The following is a 17,156-nucleotide window of genomic DNA, read 5'->3' as shown; positions in this document are numbered from 1 at the left end:
GCATCCCGCCGCGCAGGCGGACCGGCCGGCGCCGACAACGCGCCGGCGAACCGGTACGAAGGCGGTACGAAGGCGCACATCACAGCGCGGGAGGACCCTCAAGATCTGCAACGTAAGATAGCGTACGTTCATTCACCGAGGGGCGGGCTCGGAGACGCAGGGAGGACCGATGGCAGAGAAAACCACCGAATCGTCGGGTACGGACGGTCCCCCGCGGCCACGGCGCCTCACCGCCGAAGCCCGCAAGAGCTCCATCCTCAAGGCAGCTCGCGCCGCGTTTGTCGAGACCGGTGACATGAATGGCACGACAATCAAGCAGATTGCCGAGCGCGGTGGGATCAGCGAAGGGGTGATCTACCGCCACTTCGAGGGCAAGGACCAGCTCTTCTACGAGGCCGTCTTCGAGCCGCTGCGGGAGGCGATCGACGAGCTGGTCGCCGCCTCCCAGGTCGTCGACCTCGAGGAGCCCCTCACCCCCGAGCGCCAGCTGCAGACGATGAACGGCCTCTACCGCCAGCTCATCTCGACCCTGGCGGAGATTCTCCCGCTGCTGGGGCTCGTGCTCTTCGGTGACCCGAAAGTCGCCCGGAAGTTCTACCGAAAGCACTTCACGGTCGCCATGGACCGGCTCGCCGAGGCCTGGCGGGAGGTCGAGGACCGCTACGGATTCGAGTTCGAGTCGCCGGACGTCTCGGCCCGCGCCGTCATGGGAACGGCGCTGATCATGGCCCTCGAAAGCCAGCACAATGACCTTTTCAACCGGGACCGGGCCGTCGCGCTGGTCAGCGAGGGCACCATCAAGGGTTTCTTTCCCACCCTGGAACCGACCCGCCGCCGCCGCTGACACCACCGCTGACACCGCTGGCGCCGCCGCCGGCACCGCGGGAGGCGGCGCCGTGGTCGACGCCGGCCCGCCCGCGGTGGCCGTCACTCCGGGATGGCGCGGATGTACCTGGCCATCGCCAGCGGGGTCACGGAGAGGACACCGGAGTCGACCGGGAGGGTGACGCCGGTGATCCACCGGGCGTCGTCGCTGGCGAGGAAGGCGACCGCCGCGCCGACGTCCCAGCCGGTTCCCGGGGTCCCCAGCAGGCCGGCCTCCTCCCGCAGCCTGTTGACGTAGTCGGTGGTCTGCCCGGGGATCGACATGACCATCGGGGTCGTGATGTGGCCCGGGGCGATGGCGTTGACCCGAATGCCCTGCCGGCCGTGGGCGTAGGCCATCTCGACGGTCATCGCGAGCATCCCGCCCTTGGCGGCCGAGTAGGCGATGGTGCCGTCGCCGCGCAGCGCCGAGATCGACGCGATGTTGACGATCGAGCCGGCTCCCCGGGCCGCCATCACCGGCACGGTGTACTTGCAGGCCAGGAAGACCGTCCGCAGGTTGATGTCGAGCGCCCTGTCCCACGCCTCCTCGGAGAGGTCGACGACAGTGCCCACCGAGGCCAGCCCGATGTTGTTGACCAGGACGTCGACGGTTCCGAAGGTGTCGACCGCGGCCTTCACCATCGCCTCGCAGCCGGCCGCCTTCGTGCAGTCGGCGGCGAACACCTCCGCCGTCCCGCCCTCGACCTCGATCATCTTCCGGGTCTCCTCGGCGCGCTCGGCGTGGAGATCCACCAGCAGCACGCTGGCGCCCTCGCGCGCCAGCACCGCCGCGCTGGCCTTTCCCGTCCCGACCCCCGGGCCGGGGGTCGAGCCGGCGCCCGTGACAATCGCGACCTTCCCGTCGAGGCGCCCGCCCCGCCCGCCGCCACTGCCACCGCCAGCACTGCTACYGCTGCCGTTGCCGTTGTCGCCTGCGCTCCCGGTCATGGTGGCACTCCCTCTGGCATCGTTTCGTGATCCCTGCTCCTGCCCCGGCCCCGRCCATGCCCCGGCCGGCCACCGGCCACCGGCCGCCGGCCGGCGCCGTCATCCGGACCAGGTGGTCAGCAGCGCCGCGCCGGCCTCGTAGCCGCCGACGTTCGTGACGGCCGCGACCCGGGCGCCCGGCACCTGCCGGGCCCCTGCCTCCCCGCGCACCTGCCGGACCGCCTCGGCCACGTGCCCGAACGCCGCGTGCAGCCGTCCGCCGGAGAGCTGACCGCCCCAGGTGTTGAGGGGCAGCTCCCCGCCGAGCGCGATGCGGCTGCCGCCCTCGACGAACGCACCCGCCTCGCCGGGCTTGCAGAACCCCATCGCCTCCAGCCACCAGACGCATTCGATGGTGAAGCCGTCGTAGAGCTGGGCGACGTCGACGTCCGCCGGCCGCAGGTCGGTGCGCTCCCACAGCGCCGCCGCGGTCGCGTAGCCGACCCGGCCCATGTCCTCCCACTGCTCCCACGACGGCCGGCCGTCGACCACACCGGCCATCGCCTCGATCGCCACCGGCGCGCGCAGGTCGGGGGCGGTCTCCGCGGCCGACACCACGATCGCGGTGGCCCCGTCGGCCGGCACGTCGCAGTCGTACAGGCAGATCGGGGTCGAGATCATCCGGGCGCTCAGGTAGTCGTCGACGGACAGCGGGGTCCGGTACACCGCATCCGGGTTCAGGGCGGCGTGTGCCCGCTGGGTGACCGGGATCCAGGCGAGCTGCTCCCGGGTGGCCCCGTACTCGTGCATGTACCGGGCGGCGTACGGGGCGACCTGGCACACCGGCGAGAGTGCCCCGACCGGCAGCAGCCAGGCGAGCGGCCCCTCCGCCATCGGGTTCGTCGACCCGTAGGCCGGGCGGCCACCGGCGTTGCGGGCGGCGCTGCCCTCCTTGACGGTCCGCCAGATGACGGCGTGGCGGGCCTGGCCGGTCGCCACCGCCATCGCCGGCCCGTGGAACGGCATGCACATCCCCTCGACGACGCCCTGGCGCCACCGGGTCGTGATGCGCAGCGCGTCCTGGACCTCGTACAGGTTGCCGTTCGCGTATCCGGGAAGGTTGGCCTTCCCGCCGCCGGGAAACATCGCCAGGCCGTCGATGTCGTCGACGGTCAGGCCGGCGTCGGCGATGGCCGCGAGCACGGCGTCCAGCGTGAGCTGGAAGCCGGACCGGTCGACCTGGCGGCCGATCGCGGACTGGCCGACGCCGGAGATCACCGCCCGCCGCTCGAACAGATCGGCGCCCATCACACCGCTCCGGGCACGGCCGGGCCGCTGCCCGGGCCATGGTCCGGGCTGGCGGCGACCGCCACGAAGCTCGGAATCGCGCAGCCCCCCGGGCCGGGTTCGAAACCGACGTCCACCGCCATGCCGATGGCGGCCTCCTCGGGTTCGCAGCCCCGCAGCCGGCCGAACACCCGCACACCCGGATGGTCCGGGAACTCGACGAGGACGAGCGCGTACGGCACCTCGAGGCCGGGCATCCAGCGCTGGTGGTTGACCGTGAGGCTGTAGACGACGCCCCGGCCGGTCACCTCGACGGGCGCGGTGGCCCTGCCCCGGCACGAGCGGCAGATCCCGTAGGGGGGAAACGACTCGGCCCCGCAGGCTCCGCAGTGTTCGACCAGCAGGCGGCCCTCGGCCGCAGCGGCCCAGTACGCCGCGGACTCGTCGGTCACGGCAGGCGGTATGCCCACGTTTGCGGCCATGTGTCCCCTTCACGCCGGTAGCCAGGATGACTCACGGAGTGTACGTTCACTTATCAGGTCGGCGCCAGACAGACAGCAGGTCAGACGACTGCAGGTCAGAGACTGGACGTCGCGCCGGCCGGGCCGGCCGCGCAGCGCTGGCCCGGGCCGCCGCGGATCCGGCGGCCCGGCACGTCGCTGTCCGCGGGTTGTACGCGTCACCCGTTCACGAAGGAGCCACCGGTTGCCTGGCGATCGCGTCATCTTCGGAGCGGCGGCACTCCCGGAACCGGATCGGGACTGGCTCGCCGCCGTGGAACGCCTCCCGATCGACTCCGTCTGGCAGGGCGGCCACATCCTGCCCCGCCACCCGACGGGCGAGGCGATCACCCGGCTGGCGCTGATGACCGCGTGGACCGAGCGGGTCCGGGTGGGCAGCGCCATTCTGGTGCTGCCGCTCTACCATCCCGTGATCATCGCCAAGCAGATCGCCGACCTGGACTCCCGCTCCGGCGGCCGGATCTCGCTCGGGGTCGGGGTCGGCGGTGAGTTCCCGCACGAGTTCGAGGCGGTCGGGGTGCCCGTCACCCAGCGCGGCGCCCGGACGAACGAGGCGATGACGGTGCTGCGCGCCCTCTGGCGCGGCGGGCCGGTCACCCACCATGGCACCCACTTCACCTTCGACGACGTGGAGCTGCACCCGGCCGCGGAGCCGGGCCTCGGGGCGTCCCGGATGCGCGCCGGCGGGCCGCCGCTGCTGGTCTCCGGGCGCAAGGAGGCCGCGATGCGCCGTGCCGCCCGTCTCGGTGACGGCTGGCTGCCCTACCTGGTCTCTCCGGACGCGTACGCCCGTTCCCTGCAGACCGTGCGTGCCGAGGCCGCCGCTGCCGGCCGGGATCTCGACGGCTTCGAGTGGATGTTGTACCTCTACTGTTCCGTCCGGGCCGACGGCGACCGCGCCCGCGCCGACGTGCGGAACTTCCTCGGCCGCGCCTACGGCGACAAGCCCGACGCCATGCTCGACCGGATCGCACCCGCCGGCACCCCGGCGGAGGTGGCGGCCCGCATTCAGCACTATGTGGACGCCGGGGCCCGCCACATCGTCATCTCTCCCGCGGCGCACCAGGACACCCTCGAGGTGGTCAGGCTCGCCGCCGAGGAGGTCCTGCCCCGGCTGACCATCCCGAGCGAGCCGAACGAGCCGAACGAGCCGAAGACGCCGCCAGGGCCGGCATCCGCCCGGGGAGCCGAGCCCGCCTCCGCGGCCGCATCATGAGCGCCCGCTCCGGTACCGGTCCCTGCGTGGGGCTGCGGGTCGTCGAGGTCGTGGTCGGGACGAGCGAACTCGGCCTCGACCTCGCCGGCGCGGTCCCCGGCATGATCTTCGCCGACCTGGGCGCCGAGGTGGTCCGGGTGGTCGGCACGTCCCCCACCGCGATCGACGCGGACGTGACCTGGGGCCGTGCCTGGCACCGGGACAAGCGGACCGTCGCGACCGACGACGCGGACGAGGTGCGCGCCCTGCTCGACGACGCCGACGCGGTGCTCGTCTACGGCCCGGAGGAGCTGGTCGAACAGCGGGGGCTGGGCTTCCACGACCTGCGCCGGCGCAACCCCCGGCTGGTGTACGCGCGCTGCCGGCCAAGCCGGACGTCGGCCGGCGACACGGCGGACTTCGGCCTGCTGGTGGAGGCACGGGCCGGGTTCTGCAGCCAGCTCGCCGGCCACCGGCCGGGGCCGATCTTCGTCGACGCGCGGGCCTCCGGCAGCGGCGCGTCCTTCCTGCTCACCACCTCCGTCCTCGCGCTGCTGCGCCGCCGTGCCGCCACCGGGACCGGAGGCTGGGCGGAGACCTCGCTCTACGACGGCATGCTCGCCACACTCGGCTGCATGATCGGCAGGTCGGAGCACGCGGCACCGGAGATCGAGGGCTACTGGCGGTCGGGGTCGACGTTCCCGAACTTCCTCTACCGCTGCGCCGACGACCAGCTGATCCAGGTCTGGTTCGGCGGCAAGGGGATGTACGCGAAGCTCATCGACGTGCTCGGCGACGAGCCGAGCACCGAGGGCTACTACCACGACCAGATGACCGGCCAGCTCAACGCTCGTGCCCTCCGGTGGCGCGCGCCGTTCGCGCTGCAGCCCCGGGACATGTGGATCCAGCGGCTCCGCGAGGCCGGCGTGGCCTGCGAACCGGTGCTCAGCCCCGGGGAAGCTCTCTCCGACCCGCACCTGGTCGAGACCGGCCTGGCGCTCACCCGTGTGGAGGACGGCCACCGCGACGTCCTGCTCGCCGCCCCGATCGCGGTCGAGCCGCTCCCGGCACCGGCCGGCGCGAGCCCTTCGGCAGCGGGCATCAGCCCTTCGCCGGACGGCCCGGCGACCGGCGGGCCGTCCGGCGGGCTGCTCGCCGGCGTCCGGGTGGTCGACTTCTCCGCGTTCGTGGCCGGGCCCCTGGCGGCCCAGGTCCTCGCCGACCTCGGCGCCGACGTGATCAAGGTCGAGCCGCCGGAGGGCGAGGCCATGCGTGCCGCCGCCTACGCGGTGGCGGCCTGCCAGCGCGGCAAGCGCAGCATCGCGATCGACATCGGCGCGCCCGAGGCCCGCCCGGTCGTCGAGGCGCTTCTCGGCTGGGCGGACGTCGTCGTCCACAACTTCCGGGTCGGCGTGGCCGAGCGGCTCCGGATCGACGCGGCGACCGTCGCGCACCTGAACCCGGACGTCGTCTACTGCCACGCCAGCGCCTTCGGGCCGACCGGCCCCCGGGCGAAGCAGCCCGGCAACGATGCACTGATGCAGGCCCTCACCGGGCTGGAACGGGCCGTCGGCGGCGAGGGCAACAACCCGGTCGCGCTGACCTGGATCCCACTCGACATGTCCGGCGGCTGGGTCGCCGCCATCGGGATCCTGGCCGGTCTGTACGCCCGCGCGACCACGGGCCGGGGCCAGCGGGTGGACACCAGCCTGCTCGGCGCGGGGCTGCTCCTGCAGAGCGGGGCGTTCCTCCGCGACGGCGCCCTGGTCCGCGGGCCGGCGCTGGACGGCCGCCAGACCGGGTACGGCCCCGGCTACCGCCTCTACGAGGCCGCCGACGGCGCCTGGTTCGCTCTCGTCATCCCCGACGAAGCCGGCTGGTCACGGCTGCGCGCCCTGGTCGGGACGGGCGACCTGCCCGCGGTCTACGCGCCCCTGCGGGGTGGAGCCGACGGCCGTGACGCGCTGGCCAGGCAGGCGGAGGCCGTCCTCGAGCAGGCCTTCGCGACCGCGCCGGCAGCCGAGTGGGTCAGCCGGCTGCGGGCGGCCGGTCTGCTGGCCGAGCCGGTCGAGCCGATGGACCGCGACGTCTTCCGCCGCCGGATCCTCGACGACCCGGTCAACCGCCAGCTCGGCCGGGTGGCGTCCTACCAGGTCACGGACTGGGGCCACTTCGAGCAGATCGGCCCGCTCCCCCGCTGCGGTCCCGCGGGCGCCGGCAGCGGTCCGGCACTGATGCTGCCCGGCATCGGCGAGCACAGCGTCGGCGTCCTCACCGAGCTGGGGATGAGCCCGCCCGAGATCGACGCCCTGCTGGCAGGCAAGGTCGTCCGCCAGCTCTAGTGGAGGACATGTGTGTCGAGTGGCGGCGTCGCCCCGGTCCGGCGAGGTGTCCACTCATGTTGTGGAGGTTCTCGGCAGGTATTCGGCGCCGGTGTCGTCGGGAGCTGTGTCCTCGCAGAGATGGGGGCTGGCATCGAACCTCATCGCTTTTCTGGCGTCGTCGTAGGTGGGCCAGCCAGGATCTCCGTGGGTTGCGAAGTCGAGCCAGGTTCTGTGCATCGCGCGGGTGAGGGCGTCGGGTGCGGCGTCGCCGATGAGGCCGCGGCAGGCCTGTGTGGTGTCGAAGACGAAGGGGACGTCGAGGCCGTGTGCGGCGCCGTGCAGGGGTGATCGCCATGCGAACTCGTAGACGTAGGCGGGGCCTGGGTGGCGGAGCGCGGTGCGGCGGCTCGGTGATCGGAACATCAGGTCCGTGTAGGCGGCTGTGAGTGCCTGCGCGGGGGTGACGGCCGGGTCGTGGAGCCCGTGTCGTTCGAGGAGCGCCTCGGCATCGGGGTAGGTGGCGGCCAGCTCGGCTACGGCGTCCTGCGCGTCGAAGGCGGCGAACGCCTCGGCGCCCAGGCCGAGGTTGGCTTCCTCGAGTGTTGTGCCGATCAGCAGTTCGACCCCGTGCGAGCGTGTGCTCGGGATTCCGACCGGGTCGGGGAGGACGTCGTCACCCGTGGTGGGGAGGAAGAGCGCACGACGGTGGCCCGGGTCGACACCGTTGTCGTCGCGCAGGTCCGGGCGGGGTCCGTTTCTGAGCAGAGCTGCCTGCGCGCGCAGCAGGTCGGGGGCGGAGAACGCTCGGAACGCCTCTGTTGTCGGGGAGGTTCCGAGCCGGGTGGCGAGTGCCTTCGTGAGTTCTTCGGTGAGCTCGAGCCGGCGGGCCATCTCGTCGTGTCCGCTCTGGACGATCGCCCGCTGGAACAGTCCGACGGCCAGCGGGGAGTGCAGCAGGAACGCGACCGAGGTACCGCCGGCCGATTCACCGAAGACGGTGACGTTGTCCGGGTTCCCGCCGAACCCGGCGATATTGTCGCGAACCCAGTGCAGCGCTGCGATCTGATCGCGCAGTCCGATGTTCGTGACCTCACCGGGCAGCGCGAGGAAGCCCTCCGCCCCGAGTCGGTAGTTGACGGTGACCAGGACGACGCCGTCGCGTGCGAACGAGGTGCCGTCGAAGGCGGGGGCGGCGCCCGAGCCGATCACGAACCCGCCGCCGTGGAGGTAGACCATCACCGGAAGCCCGCTCGCGCCCGGGTCGGGTGTCCAGACGTTGAGATTGAGGTAGTCGCCGTCTCCGGTGACCCATYCGGGCCCGGTCAGCGGAGCCAGATACGCGTGAGCGGGGTGCAGTTCCGGCTGGGGTGCGGTGGCGCCGTAACCGGTGGCGTTCCTGGTCCCTGCCCATCGTTCGGCAGGGCCTGGGGGCGCGAACCGGCGTTCGCCCGCTGGAGCTGCCGCGAAGGGGATTCCCAGGAACCGGGCGACCCCGTCGGCGTGGTCACCGGAAAGTCGCCCTGCCTCTGTGTTCACGGTGCGGACGGTCATCAGCGACGTCCCCTTTCGTACGTGCGCATCACGCTGGATGGCCGGACTGAGGGTGGTCGTCTGAATCGGTGCCCCACCCCTCGCCCAAGCCTGCCACGGGGCTTCGATGCCCTGTCTGGAGCCAGCCGATGAGCACGCGGGCGACGCCGGCGACGAGGCCGCCGATGGCGCGCCGGCGGCGAGGGGGCGAGGGGGCGACACCGGCGTGACCCCGCTGCCAGCGGAATCACGCCGGCGTTGTCACGCCGACAGCTTCGTCTACGCGGGCCGGGCCGCGGGCCGCCGGTCGGGGATGCCGAGGAGCTCGGCGATGTTTCCCCGCAGCACCCGGCGGGTGGTCACCTCGTCGCAGCCCTCGAGCAGGCCGACGAAGTCAGCCGGATGGCGAAGGCCCTCGGGGTGCGGATAGTCCGAGCCGAACAGCACCCGCTCCGGGCCGAGAACCGTGATGAGGTCGCGGACGTCGTCCTCCGGGAACGGGCACACCCACAGGTGTTCGGCGAGCACCTCGCTGGGCCGGGCCGGCAGACTGCCGCCGAGCGCGGGACCACGGCGGCCGAGCGCGGCGGCCTTGTCCACGTTCTTCAGGAGGGGCCTGACCCAGTTGCTCCCGTTCTCGATGGAGACGACCCTGACGTTCGGGTGCCGGCCGAACAGGTTGTGCAGGGTGAGCGCGGTCAGCGTGTCCACGATCGGCCGCTCGGTGTTGCACAGCGCCCACTGCAGCGGCGACTGCAGATGGGACGGGTTGGCCGGATCCTCCGACCACAGCGTCCCGTAGGCCAGGTTGTAGCCGCTGTTCGACACATGGAACACGACCGGCACGCCGGCCTCGGCCACTGCCGCCCAGAACGGATCCAGGTCGGGGTGCGCCGGTGAGCGGCCACCCACGGGGCCGGGCCGYAGGTGGACGAGCCGGGCGCCGGCGTCGAGCACCCGGCGCAGCTCGGCCATGGCCTGGTCGAGGTCGAGCAGGGACAACATGGGCACGGCGAAGATGCGGTTCTGGGCCGAGTAGCCCCAGTCCTCCTCCAGCCAGCGGTTGAACGCGCGCAGGCTGGCGTAGGTCAGCTCGACGTCACCGACCATGTCCTGCTCCACCGCCACCGCCAGCGTCGGCAGCATCAGGGTCGCCTCGACACCCTGGGTGTCCATCAGCGCCAGCCTGGCGGCACGGTGTGTGAACTCCGGGTGGTCCTTGGCGTTGATCACCTCCCGGTGGGTGAAGCCGTCCGCCACCTCGCCCATGAACAGCCCCTGCAGGGCGCCGGGAGCGGACGCGTAGTCACCGGGCATGACGCTCATGAAGGTGCGCCGGCCGCCGAGGAACACCCGCCCCAGGCCGTCCGCCCCCCGCCGCACCTGCACCGTCGCGTCCCGATACCGGGCCTCGATGTGGCGCGAGAAGCAGTCGTCCGGCTCGTAGTAGTGCCCGTCGGCGTCGATCAGGCTGTAGTCCACCGCGCGCCACCTCCGATCAGCCCTGAATAGTGAACACCTATTTATCAAGGACGGCGCTCTCAGCGGCCCAGCAGACGCACCGCCCAGCGACACGACTCACCCGACCGACGACGCGACGTGAAGCAGTCCCGACAGTGGCGCGACCGTGATCCACACGCTTTCGCCCGCGGACCGACGGGGCGAGCGAGCCGCCACGGGCCAGCATCGGCACAACCTCCGCCCGATTGTAAGTGAGCATACACTTTTCAAGCCCGGTCCAGGAAGACCCGGCCGGCAGGATCGCTTTCGGTCGGCCCTCGCCGGACCCCCACCGCAGAAAGGGCCCTCGGTGGTTACCGAGGGCCCTTTTCCTTCCTTCTGTTCTTCTGGCCTCGCGTCAGGCGCGCAGAAGCCGGCCCGGGGCGACGCCCGCGATCTCCGCACCGGCACGGCGGGTCGCCACGCCGTTGACCCACACGTGCTCGACCCCGATGCTGCGCACCACGAGCCGGTCCGCGTCGCCCGGCTGGTCGTGTACCCGCTCGACCGGGGCGGCACCGACCGTCTCCGGGTCGAAGGCCACCAGGTCGGCGTGGAACCCGGGCCGCACGAGCCCGCGGTCGGCGACCCGGAACGCCTGGTGCGGGTGCCCGGTCAGCCGCCAGACGGCGTCCTCCAGCGTGAGCGCCTTACGCTCGCGCACCCAGTGGCCGAGCAGGTGGGTCGAATAGCAGGCGTCGCAGAGCTGGCTGGCGTGCGCGCCAGCGTCCGAGAGCCCCAGCAGCGTGCGCCGGTCGGCGAGCAGCTCACCGATCTCCGCATCGCCGTCGTTCTCCAGCACCACCCGGAAACGGGTCGTGGCGGTGTCGGAGAGCGCCAGGTCGAGCATCAGGTCGAACGGGGTGGTCCCCCGCCGGCGGGCCAGCTCGTCGAGCGGAACACCGACGGCGTCCTGGTGGGCACCCGTCTCCTCGACATCGATCTTGTGCCACCGGTGCTCCCAGGCCGTGAGGGTGGCCGGCCGGGCCCGGTCGCGCCAGGACGCGTCCTGGTAGAGGGCCGGGCGCTCCTCCCGCGGGATCGCGAGCACTTCCTTCCACTCGTCGATCTGGGCGAGCGGGACGGGGTCGGCCATCGTGATCTGCATGACGATCGGCCGGCACGCGATCTGCGGGTACACCTCGCCCGGCAGCGCCGCCCCGCGCGCGACCGTCCGCAGCGCGGCGCCCGGCTTCTCCGACCGGGTGACCAGCGCCGTCCACGTCACCGGTATGCCGTGGCGCACCGCCAGGTCGGAGAACTGGTCGACGAACAGCCCGGGCCCGATCGAGACCTGCAGGACCCCGCGGCCAGCCTCGCCGAGGACCGAGGCGAGCGAGTCGATCTCGGCGATCTCGGCGAACCGGCTCGGCACGGGACGCCCGTAGGCCCCCTGATGGGCAGGCTGCCGCGAGGTCGAGAAGCCGATCGCACCCGCGTCCAGCGCCTCGCGCAGCAGCCCGCGCATCGTTGCGAGCTCGTCGGCCGTCGCCGGGCGCTCCTCGCCGCCGACCGCGAACAGCCGCAGTGGGGAATGGCCGATGAAGGCGCCGACATTGAGCCGCTTGGGGCGTGCGTCCAGGGCCGCGAGGTACTCGGGGAACGAATGGAAGCACCAGTCGATGCCGGCGTCGAGCGCATCCCTGGACATCCCCTCGACGTTCTCGAGGAGGCGCACGATGAGGTCGCGGTGCTCCGGCCGGGTCGGGGCGACACCGAAGCCGCAGTTACCCATGATCACGCTGGTCACACCGTGCCAGCTGGACGGGGTGAGGTCGCCGTCCCAGAGAATCTGGGCGTCGTAGTGCGTGTGGACGTCGATGAAACCCGGGGCGARCACCAGGCCGTCGAGGTCGACGACCTCGGTGCCCGCCGCCGGGACGAGCTCACCCGGCTCGGCGACGGCGGCCACCCGGCCCTCGGCCACGGCGACCTCCGCCGGCCGGGCGGGCGCGCCGGTCCCGTCGATCAGCGTGGCGTGACGCAACAGCAGATCCATCAGGACTCCGATCAGTGACCCACACTGTAGGGGCACAATTTTAGCAAGCACTCACTCACTTATGTCGGGATCCACCCGTCCGCCCGCTCTGGCCGACTCGCCGGCGGAGACCTCCGCCCAGCCCTGCCTCGCGGCTTACGGCRACGGCAGCCCTCCGCCTGCGACCACCCTCCGCCGGCGGCGGACCATCGGCCTGACAGGCGCGCGAACTCCGCCCAGCAGCGACGGTAGCTCAGCGACTGCTCACCTCACAAGATTCGGCGCCTCGCGCGGGCGCACGAAAAGATGGCGCCCCCACAGGCGCTCCGCGGCCGCCCGGTGGACGTCCTGCGAGCAGCCCGAACAGCACAGAGTGTTTGCTCACTCTGTTAGCATGACCAGCGCCTGTCCCGGCCACGCCGGCTCGGAGCGTTCAAGCCTCGGAGGACTCGTGGGATCACTGGATGGCCGCGTAGCAATCATCACCGGCGCGAGCCGGGGGATCGGAGCGAACATCGCGCGCAGGCTCGCGGCCGAGGGCGCGGCGGTCGCCCTGGTCGCCAGAACCCTGGAGCCGGACACCTCCCCGCTGCCCGGCTCGATCTCCGAGATGGTGCGGCGCATCCAGGCGGACGGCGGGCGGGCGGCGGCCGTCCAGGCGGACATCACCGTGCCCGCGGACGTCGAGACCATCGTCGAACGCGCCGAGGCGTTGTTCGGGCCGGTCGACACCCTGGTCAACAACGCGGGCGTCAACTTCTACGGGCCGGCGCTGGAGATCACCCCGAAACGCTACGGGCTGATGTTCCAGATGATGGTCCACGCCCCGTTCCGACTGTGCCAGCTGGCCGTTCCGGGGATGGTCGAGCATGGCCGCGGCTGGATCGTCAACATCACGTCCAAACAGGCCCGCCACCCCATCGGCCCGCCGTACCCGGACTGGGCCAGCGACGGCTGCACCCCGTACGGCATGTGCAAGAGCGCCCTGGACCGCCTCACCACCGGCCTCGCGGCCGAGCTCGAGGGCACCGGCGTCGGCGTCAACTCCCTCGGCACCTCCGGTCTGGTGATGACCCCGGGCGTCGCCGTGGTCTCCCCGCACACCCCGGACAACGCACCGGTCGAGCCGGACAGCGCCATGGCCGACGCCACGCTGGCGCTCTGCGCCACCCCCCCGGGATCCGTCACCGGCCGCATCACCTACAGCATGGATCTGCTCGGCCAGCCGTTCCCCGACGGCCCCTGGGCACTCTCCGCCACCTTCTGACCTGACCTGACCTCCGGTCCGACCTGACCTCCAGCCTCCCGGTCGACAGCCGCCCGCGCCCATGATTACGTTGATTCGATAGTGAAGTAAGTACTCACCTATTATTGATCACCCCGGACCAACACCCGGAGCTGGGAAGATCTTGCTCTGCTAGCGAGCGCTCGCTCCCGATGCTAAAGTCCGCCGGAGAACGACCCAGGGAGACGACGATGAGCGATCAGCTGATGTACCGGCGGACGTTCTACATCGACGGYACGTGGGCCAAGCCGAGCGCCAGCGAGCCCTCCACGGTCATCTCGCCCTCGACGGAGGAACCCGTCGGCGAGGTCCCGTTCGCCACCGCCGAGGACATGGACCGCGCGGTGGCCGCGGCCCGCGCCGCCTTCGACCACGGCCCGTGGCCGCGACTGAGCCCCGCCGAACGCGCCGACGCGCTCGACCGGCTCGCCGCCGCGCTGCGCAAGCACGAGGACGACATCGCCCGGGTCACGGTCGACGAGATGGGCTGCGCCGTCAGCCAGTCGAAGCAGGCCCAGACAGGTCTCGTCGCCCCCGTCTTCGAGTACTACGCCGAGCTGATCCGCACCTACGAGTTCGAGCGACTCGTCCGGACCGGCGCCCGCGGCGGTCTGGTGACCTCCGAGCCGGTCGGGGTCGTGGCCGCGATCGTGCCGTGGAACGCCCCGGTGACCCTGTCCGCGTGGAAGGTCGCACCGGCGCTGGCCGCCGGGTGCACCGTCGTGGTCAAGCCGCCGGCCGAGGCCCCGCTGAGCAACTACCTCCTCGCCGAGGCGGCCATCGAGGCCGGCATCCCGGCGGGCGTGGTGAACGTCCTGCCCGGTGGCCGCGAGGCCGGGGAGCATCTCGTGAGGCATCCAGGCGTCGACAAGATCGCCTTCACCGGCTCGACCGCCGCCGGAAAGCGGATCATGTCCCTGTGCGGCGAGCAGGTGAAGCGCGTCTCCCTCGAGCTCGGCGGGAAGTCAGCCGCGGTCATCCTCGACGACGCCGACCTGGCGGTCGCCGTCGCGGCGGTGGTGAAGGGCGGCATGCACCTGTCCGGCCAGGTCTGCGGCGCGCACACCCGGGTGCTGGTGGCGCGCTCGCGCTACCGGGAGGCGCTGGAGATCGCCGGCCCCACGGCGGACGCGGTGCCGGTCGGTGACCCGCACGACCCGTCGATCGTGGTGGGGCCGCTGGTCGCCGAGCGGCAGCGGACCCGGGTCGAGGGCTACATCCAGGGTGCCGTCTCGGACGGCGCGCGGGTGGTCGCCGGTGGTGGGCGGCCGGCGCACCTGCCGAAGGGCTGGTACGTGGCACCGACCATCCTCGGCGACGTCGACAACGGCATGCGGGTCGCACAGGAGGAGATCTTCGGCCCGGTCCTGAGCTTCATCCCCTACGACGACACCGACGACGCCGTCCGGATCGCCAACGACTCCCAGTACGGCCTGTCCGGCGGCGTGTGGACCACGGACCCGTCCCGCGGGCTCGACGTCGCGAAGCGGCTCCGCACCGGGTCCGTCGCGATCAACGGCGCCTACCCGCCCTTCCCCCTGGTGCCGTTCGRCGGGTTCGGGCAGTCCGGGCTCGGCCGTGAGCTCGGTCCCGAAGGGCTGCGGAGCTTTCTGGAGACCCGCAGCATCGGGCTGCCCCCCGCGCTGCTGCCCGACGCCTGACCAGGACGACCGAGACCRACCGAGACCGACCGCGCTTCCGCGCCGACAACCCCCGCAGCCGCGTCGATCGGGATTCCCCACGGRCCAGGCCCGCGCAGGACGGGGCCTCCCGGCCGGCCACACCGCCCATCCGGAGGTGGCCATGCCCCGCGGTGTCCTCATCGCACAGTCGAGCCCCGTCAGCGCGGAGCTCGAGGAGGAGTACAACCGGTGGTACGACGAGGACCACATCCCGGGCATTCTCCAGGTGCCCGGGTTCCTCGCCGCCCGTCGCTATCACGTCCGCGAGGCGGGCCATCTTCAGGTGCCCCCGGGCTCGTTTCGGTATCTCACGATCTACGAGATCGAGACCGACGACGTCGACGCGATGCTCCGCGAGCTGAGGGCGCGTTCCGCCGACGGTCGGGTCCCACGCAGCAGGACGGTGGCGATGCAGCCACCGCCGACTCTCACCTTTTACGAGCTGCGCGGGTAGCCGCGCGGGCAGGAGTTCCGATGACGACAGGCGCCGTCCTGCCTGAATCGCCGGTGCTTCCCTTTCTGGAGGCGGGCCCGAAGAAGCTGCTGATCGGCGGCGCCTGGGTCGACGCGGTCAGCGGGAGGACGTTCCCCAGCATCAACCCGTCCACCGGCCGGGTGATCGCCGAGCTGGCCGAGGGCGGAGCCGAGGACGCCGACCTCGCGGTGGCCGCCGCCCGCGCCGCGTTCGAGGCCGGCCCGTGGCGTGCGATGAAACCGGCGCAGCGCCAGGACCTGCTGTGGGCCTGCGCCGAGAAGCTCCAGGAGCACTACGAGGAGCTCCGTCTCCTCGAGGCGCTGGACATGGGCCTGCCGATCGGCAGGCAGCGGCCGGGTCACACGCGCACGTCGTGGGAGGCCAGCGTGCTGCGCTACTTCGCCGGCTGGGCCACGAAGATCCACGGCGAGACCATCCCGAACTCGCTCCCCGGAGCCTTCTTCACCTACACGCTGCGGGAACCGGTCGGCGTGGTGGCGGCGATCGTGCCGTGGAACCGGCCGGTCAGCAACGCCGTCTGGAAGATCGCACCGGTGCTGGCCACCGGCTGCACCATGGTGCTCAAGCCCGCCGAGGAGGCCGGCCTCGCCGCCGTCCGGATCGGCGAGCTGCTCCTGGAGGCCGGGGTGCCGGCCGGCGTCGTGAACATCGTGACCGGCTTCGGCGAGACCGTCGGCGCGGCGCTCACCGAGCACACCGACGTCGACAAGGTCGCCTTCACCGGTTCGACCGCCGTCGGTCAGCACATCGTCCGGGCGTCCGCCGGCAACCTCAAGCGGCTCACGCTGGAACTCGGCGGCAAGTCGCCGGACGTCGTGTTCGCCGACGCCGACCTGGCGAAGGCGATCCCCGGCGCGGCGATGGCCGTGTTCTCGAACTCGGGCCAGATCTGCTGCGCCGGCACCCGCATCTACGTGGAGCGCCCGATCTACGACGAGTTCGCCGACGGAGTGGCGGCGTTCGCGAGGAGCCTGCGGGTCGGCAGGAGCCTGGAACCGGGAACGAAGATCGGCCCGGTCGTGTCGGCCGAGCAGCTCGACCGCGTCACGGGCTATCTCGACCTGGGCCGCGAAGAAGGCGCACGGGCCATCGCCGGCGGCAGCCGGCTGACGGACGACGGCCTGGCCGACGGCTACTTCGTCGCGCCCACTGTCTTCACCGACGTCGAGGACGGGATGCGGATCGCCCGCGAGGAGATCTTCGGCCCGGTGGCGTGCCTGTTGCCGTTCGACTCGGACGACGAGGTGGCCGCCCGCGCGAACGACACCCCGTTCGGCCTCTCCGGCGGAATGTGGACCCGCGACGTCGGCCGGGCGCACCGGCTGGCCGCCGAGATGCGGGTCGGCACCGTGTGGGTGAACACCTTCCTGCAGCTGGACCCGGCAGTGCCGTTCGGCGGCCACAAGGCGAGCGGCTGGGGCAGCGAGATGGGCCAGYAGTCACTCCAGGGCTATCTCAACGTCAAGTCCGTCTGGATCAACACGGACTGAGCGACTGACTGACCGCCTTCTCTCCCCTCCCCGGCCGAATCGAGCGCTGCCCCTCCCTTTCAGGAGCGACCATG

At 72.0% G+C, this 17,156-nt stretch carries 13 protein-coding genes; 7 read left to right on the top strand and 6 right to left on the bottom strand.

All coding sequences use genetic code 11. From position 1 onward, the window contains the following. The first annotated feature begins 169 nt into the window (after positions 1–169). Positions 170–844, top strand: coding sequence for a TetR/AcrR family transcriptional regulator (locus tag CC117_RS19975; RefSeq protein WP_071086394.1), 675 nt, complete (start codon positions 170–172; stop codon positions 842–844). 83 nt (positions 845–927) lie between these two features. Here the strand turns inward: CC117_RS19975 and CC117_RS19970 are convergent, their stop codons facing one another. The 3 genes from CC117_RS19970 to CC117_RS19960 all read right to left on the bottom strand — a co-directional run bounded on the left by CC117_RS19970 (position 928) and on the right by CC117_RS19960 (position 3,563). Continuing rightward, entirely contained in the window at positions 928–1,815 is an 888-nt protein-coding gene (locus tag CC117_RS19970) for an SDR family NAD(P)-dependent oxidoreductase (RefSeq protein WP_241830264.1), read from the bottom strand. Between the two features lie 99 nt (positions 1,816–1,914). Continuing rightward, positions 1,915–3,102: a thiolase family protein gene (locus CC117_RS19965; RefSeq protein ID WP_071086392.1), complete on the bottom strand. Its 1,188-nt coding sequence runs from the start codon at positions 3,100–3,102 to the stop codon at positions 1,915–1,917. After that, on the bottom strand, positions 3,102–3,563 hold the full coding sequence (locus CC117_RS19960) for a Zn-ribbon domain-containing OB-fold protein (RefSeq protein ID WP_084132435.1): 462 nt from the start codon (positions 3,561–3,563) through the stop codon (positions 3,102–3,104). The genes CC117_RS19965 and CC117_RS19960 overlap by 1 nt, the downstream gene beginning before the upstream one ends. 223 nt (positions 3,564–3,786) lie before the next feature. On the opposite strand from CC117_RS19960, the gene CC117_RS19955 reads away from it, so the two are divergent. Together CC117_RS19955 and CC117_RS19950 are read left to right on the top strand one after the other, a co-directional pair. Continuing rightward, positions 3,787–4,818, top strand: a complete 1,032-nt coding sequence (locus CC117_RS19955; protein ID WP_084132433.1) for an LLM class flavin-dependent oxidoreductase — start codon at positions 3,787–3,789, stop codon at positions 4,816–4,818. Beyond that, complete coding sequence (locus CC117_RS19950; protein WP_071086388.1) at positions 4,815–7,139, top strand: CaiB/BaiF CoA-transferase family protein; 2,325 nt, start codon at positions 4,815–4,817, stop codon at positions 7,137–7,139. Before CC117_RS19955 ends, CC117_RS19950 begins: the two co-directional genes overlap by 4 nt. A gap of 54 nt (positions 7,140–7,193) precedes the next feature. Here CC117_RS19950 and CC117_RS19945 read toward each other — a convergent pair whose 3' ends face one another. The 3 genes from CC117_RS19945 to CC117_RS19935 form a co-directional block, all read right to left on the bottom strand. Further along, positions 7,194–8,672 (bottom strand): carboxylesterase/lipase family protein, encoded by a 1,479-nt coding sequence (locus CC117_RS19945; RefSeq protein ID WP_071086387.1) that lies wholly within the window; start codon positions 8,670–8,672, stop codon positions 7,194–7,196. A 258-nt stretch (positions 8,673–8,930) separates the two neighbouring features. Continuing rightward, positions 8,931–10,133 carry an amidohydrolase family protein gene (locus tag CC117_RS19940; protein WP_071086385.1) on the bottom strand — a complete coding sequence of 401 codons (1,203 nt, stop codon included), beginning with the start codon at positions 10,131–10,133 and terminating at the stop codon, positions 8,931–8,933. 376 nt (positions 10,134–10,509) lie between these two features. Then, entirely contained in the window at positions 10,510–12,150 is a 1,641-nt protein-coding gene (locus CC117_RS19935) for an N-acyl-D-amino-acid deacylase family protein (RefSeq protein WP_071086383.1), read from the bottom strand. 430 nt (positions 12,151–12,580) lie between these two features. Between CC117_RS19935 and CC117_RS19930 the strand changes: the two genes are divergently transcribed. The 4 genes from CC117_RS19930 (at position 12,581) to CC117_RS19915 (ending at position 17,082) form a co-directional block, all read left to right on the top strand. Next, positions 12,581–13,396: an SDR family NAD(P)-dependent oxidoreductase gene (locus CC117_RS19930; RefSeq protein WP_071086381.1), complete on the top strand. Its 816-nt coding sequence runs from the start codon at positions 12,581–12,583 to the stop codon at positions 13,394–13,396. Between the two features lie 209 nt (positions 13,397–13,605). Further along, positions 13,606–15,075, top strand: a complete 1,470-nt coding sequence (locus CC117_RS19925; RefSeq protein ID WP_071086379.1) for an aldehyde dehydrogenase — start codon at positions 13,606–13,608, stop codon at positions 15,073–15,075. Between the two features lie 142 nt (positions 15,076–15,217). Then, on the top strand, positions 15,218–15,550 hold the full coding sequence (locus CC117_RS19920; RefSeq protein WP_071086377.1) for a DUF4286 family protein: 333 nt from the start codon (positions 15,218–15,220) through the stop codon (positions 15,548–15,550). 20 nt (positions 15,551–15,570) lie between these two features. Next, positions 15,571–17,082 carry an aldehyde dehydrogenase family protein gene (locus tag CC117_RS19915; protein ID WP_071086375.1) on the top strand — a complete coding sequence of 504 codons (1,512 nt, stop codon included), beginning with the start codon at positions 15,571–15,573 and terminating at the stop codon, positions 17,080–17,082. Positions 17,083–17,156 lie beyond the last annotated feature (74 nt).

Origin of the sequence: Parafrankia colletiae, assembly GCF_001854655.1 — a bacterium.
GTDB lineage: Bacteria > Actinomycetota > Actinomycetes > Frankiales > Frankiaceae > Parafrankia > Parafrankia colletiae.
The sequence above is the reverse complement of the archived record's forward strand: the minus strand, read 5'-3'. Positions and strand labels throughout refer to the sequence as shown.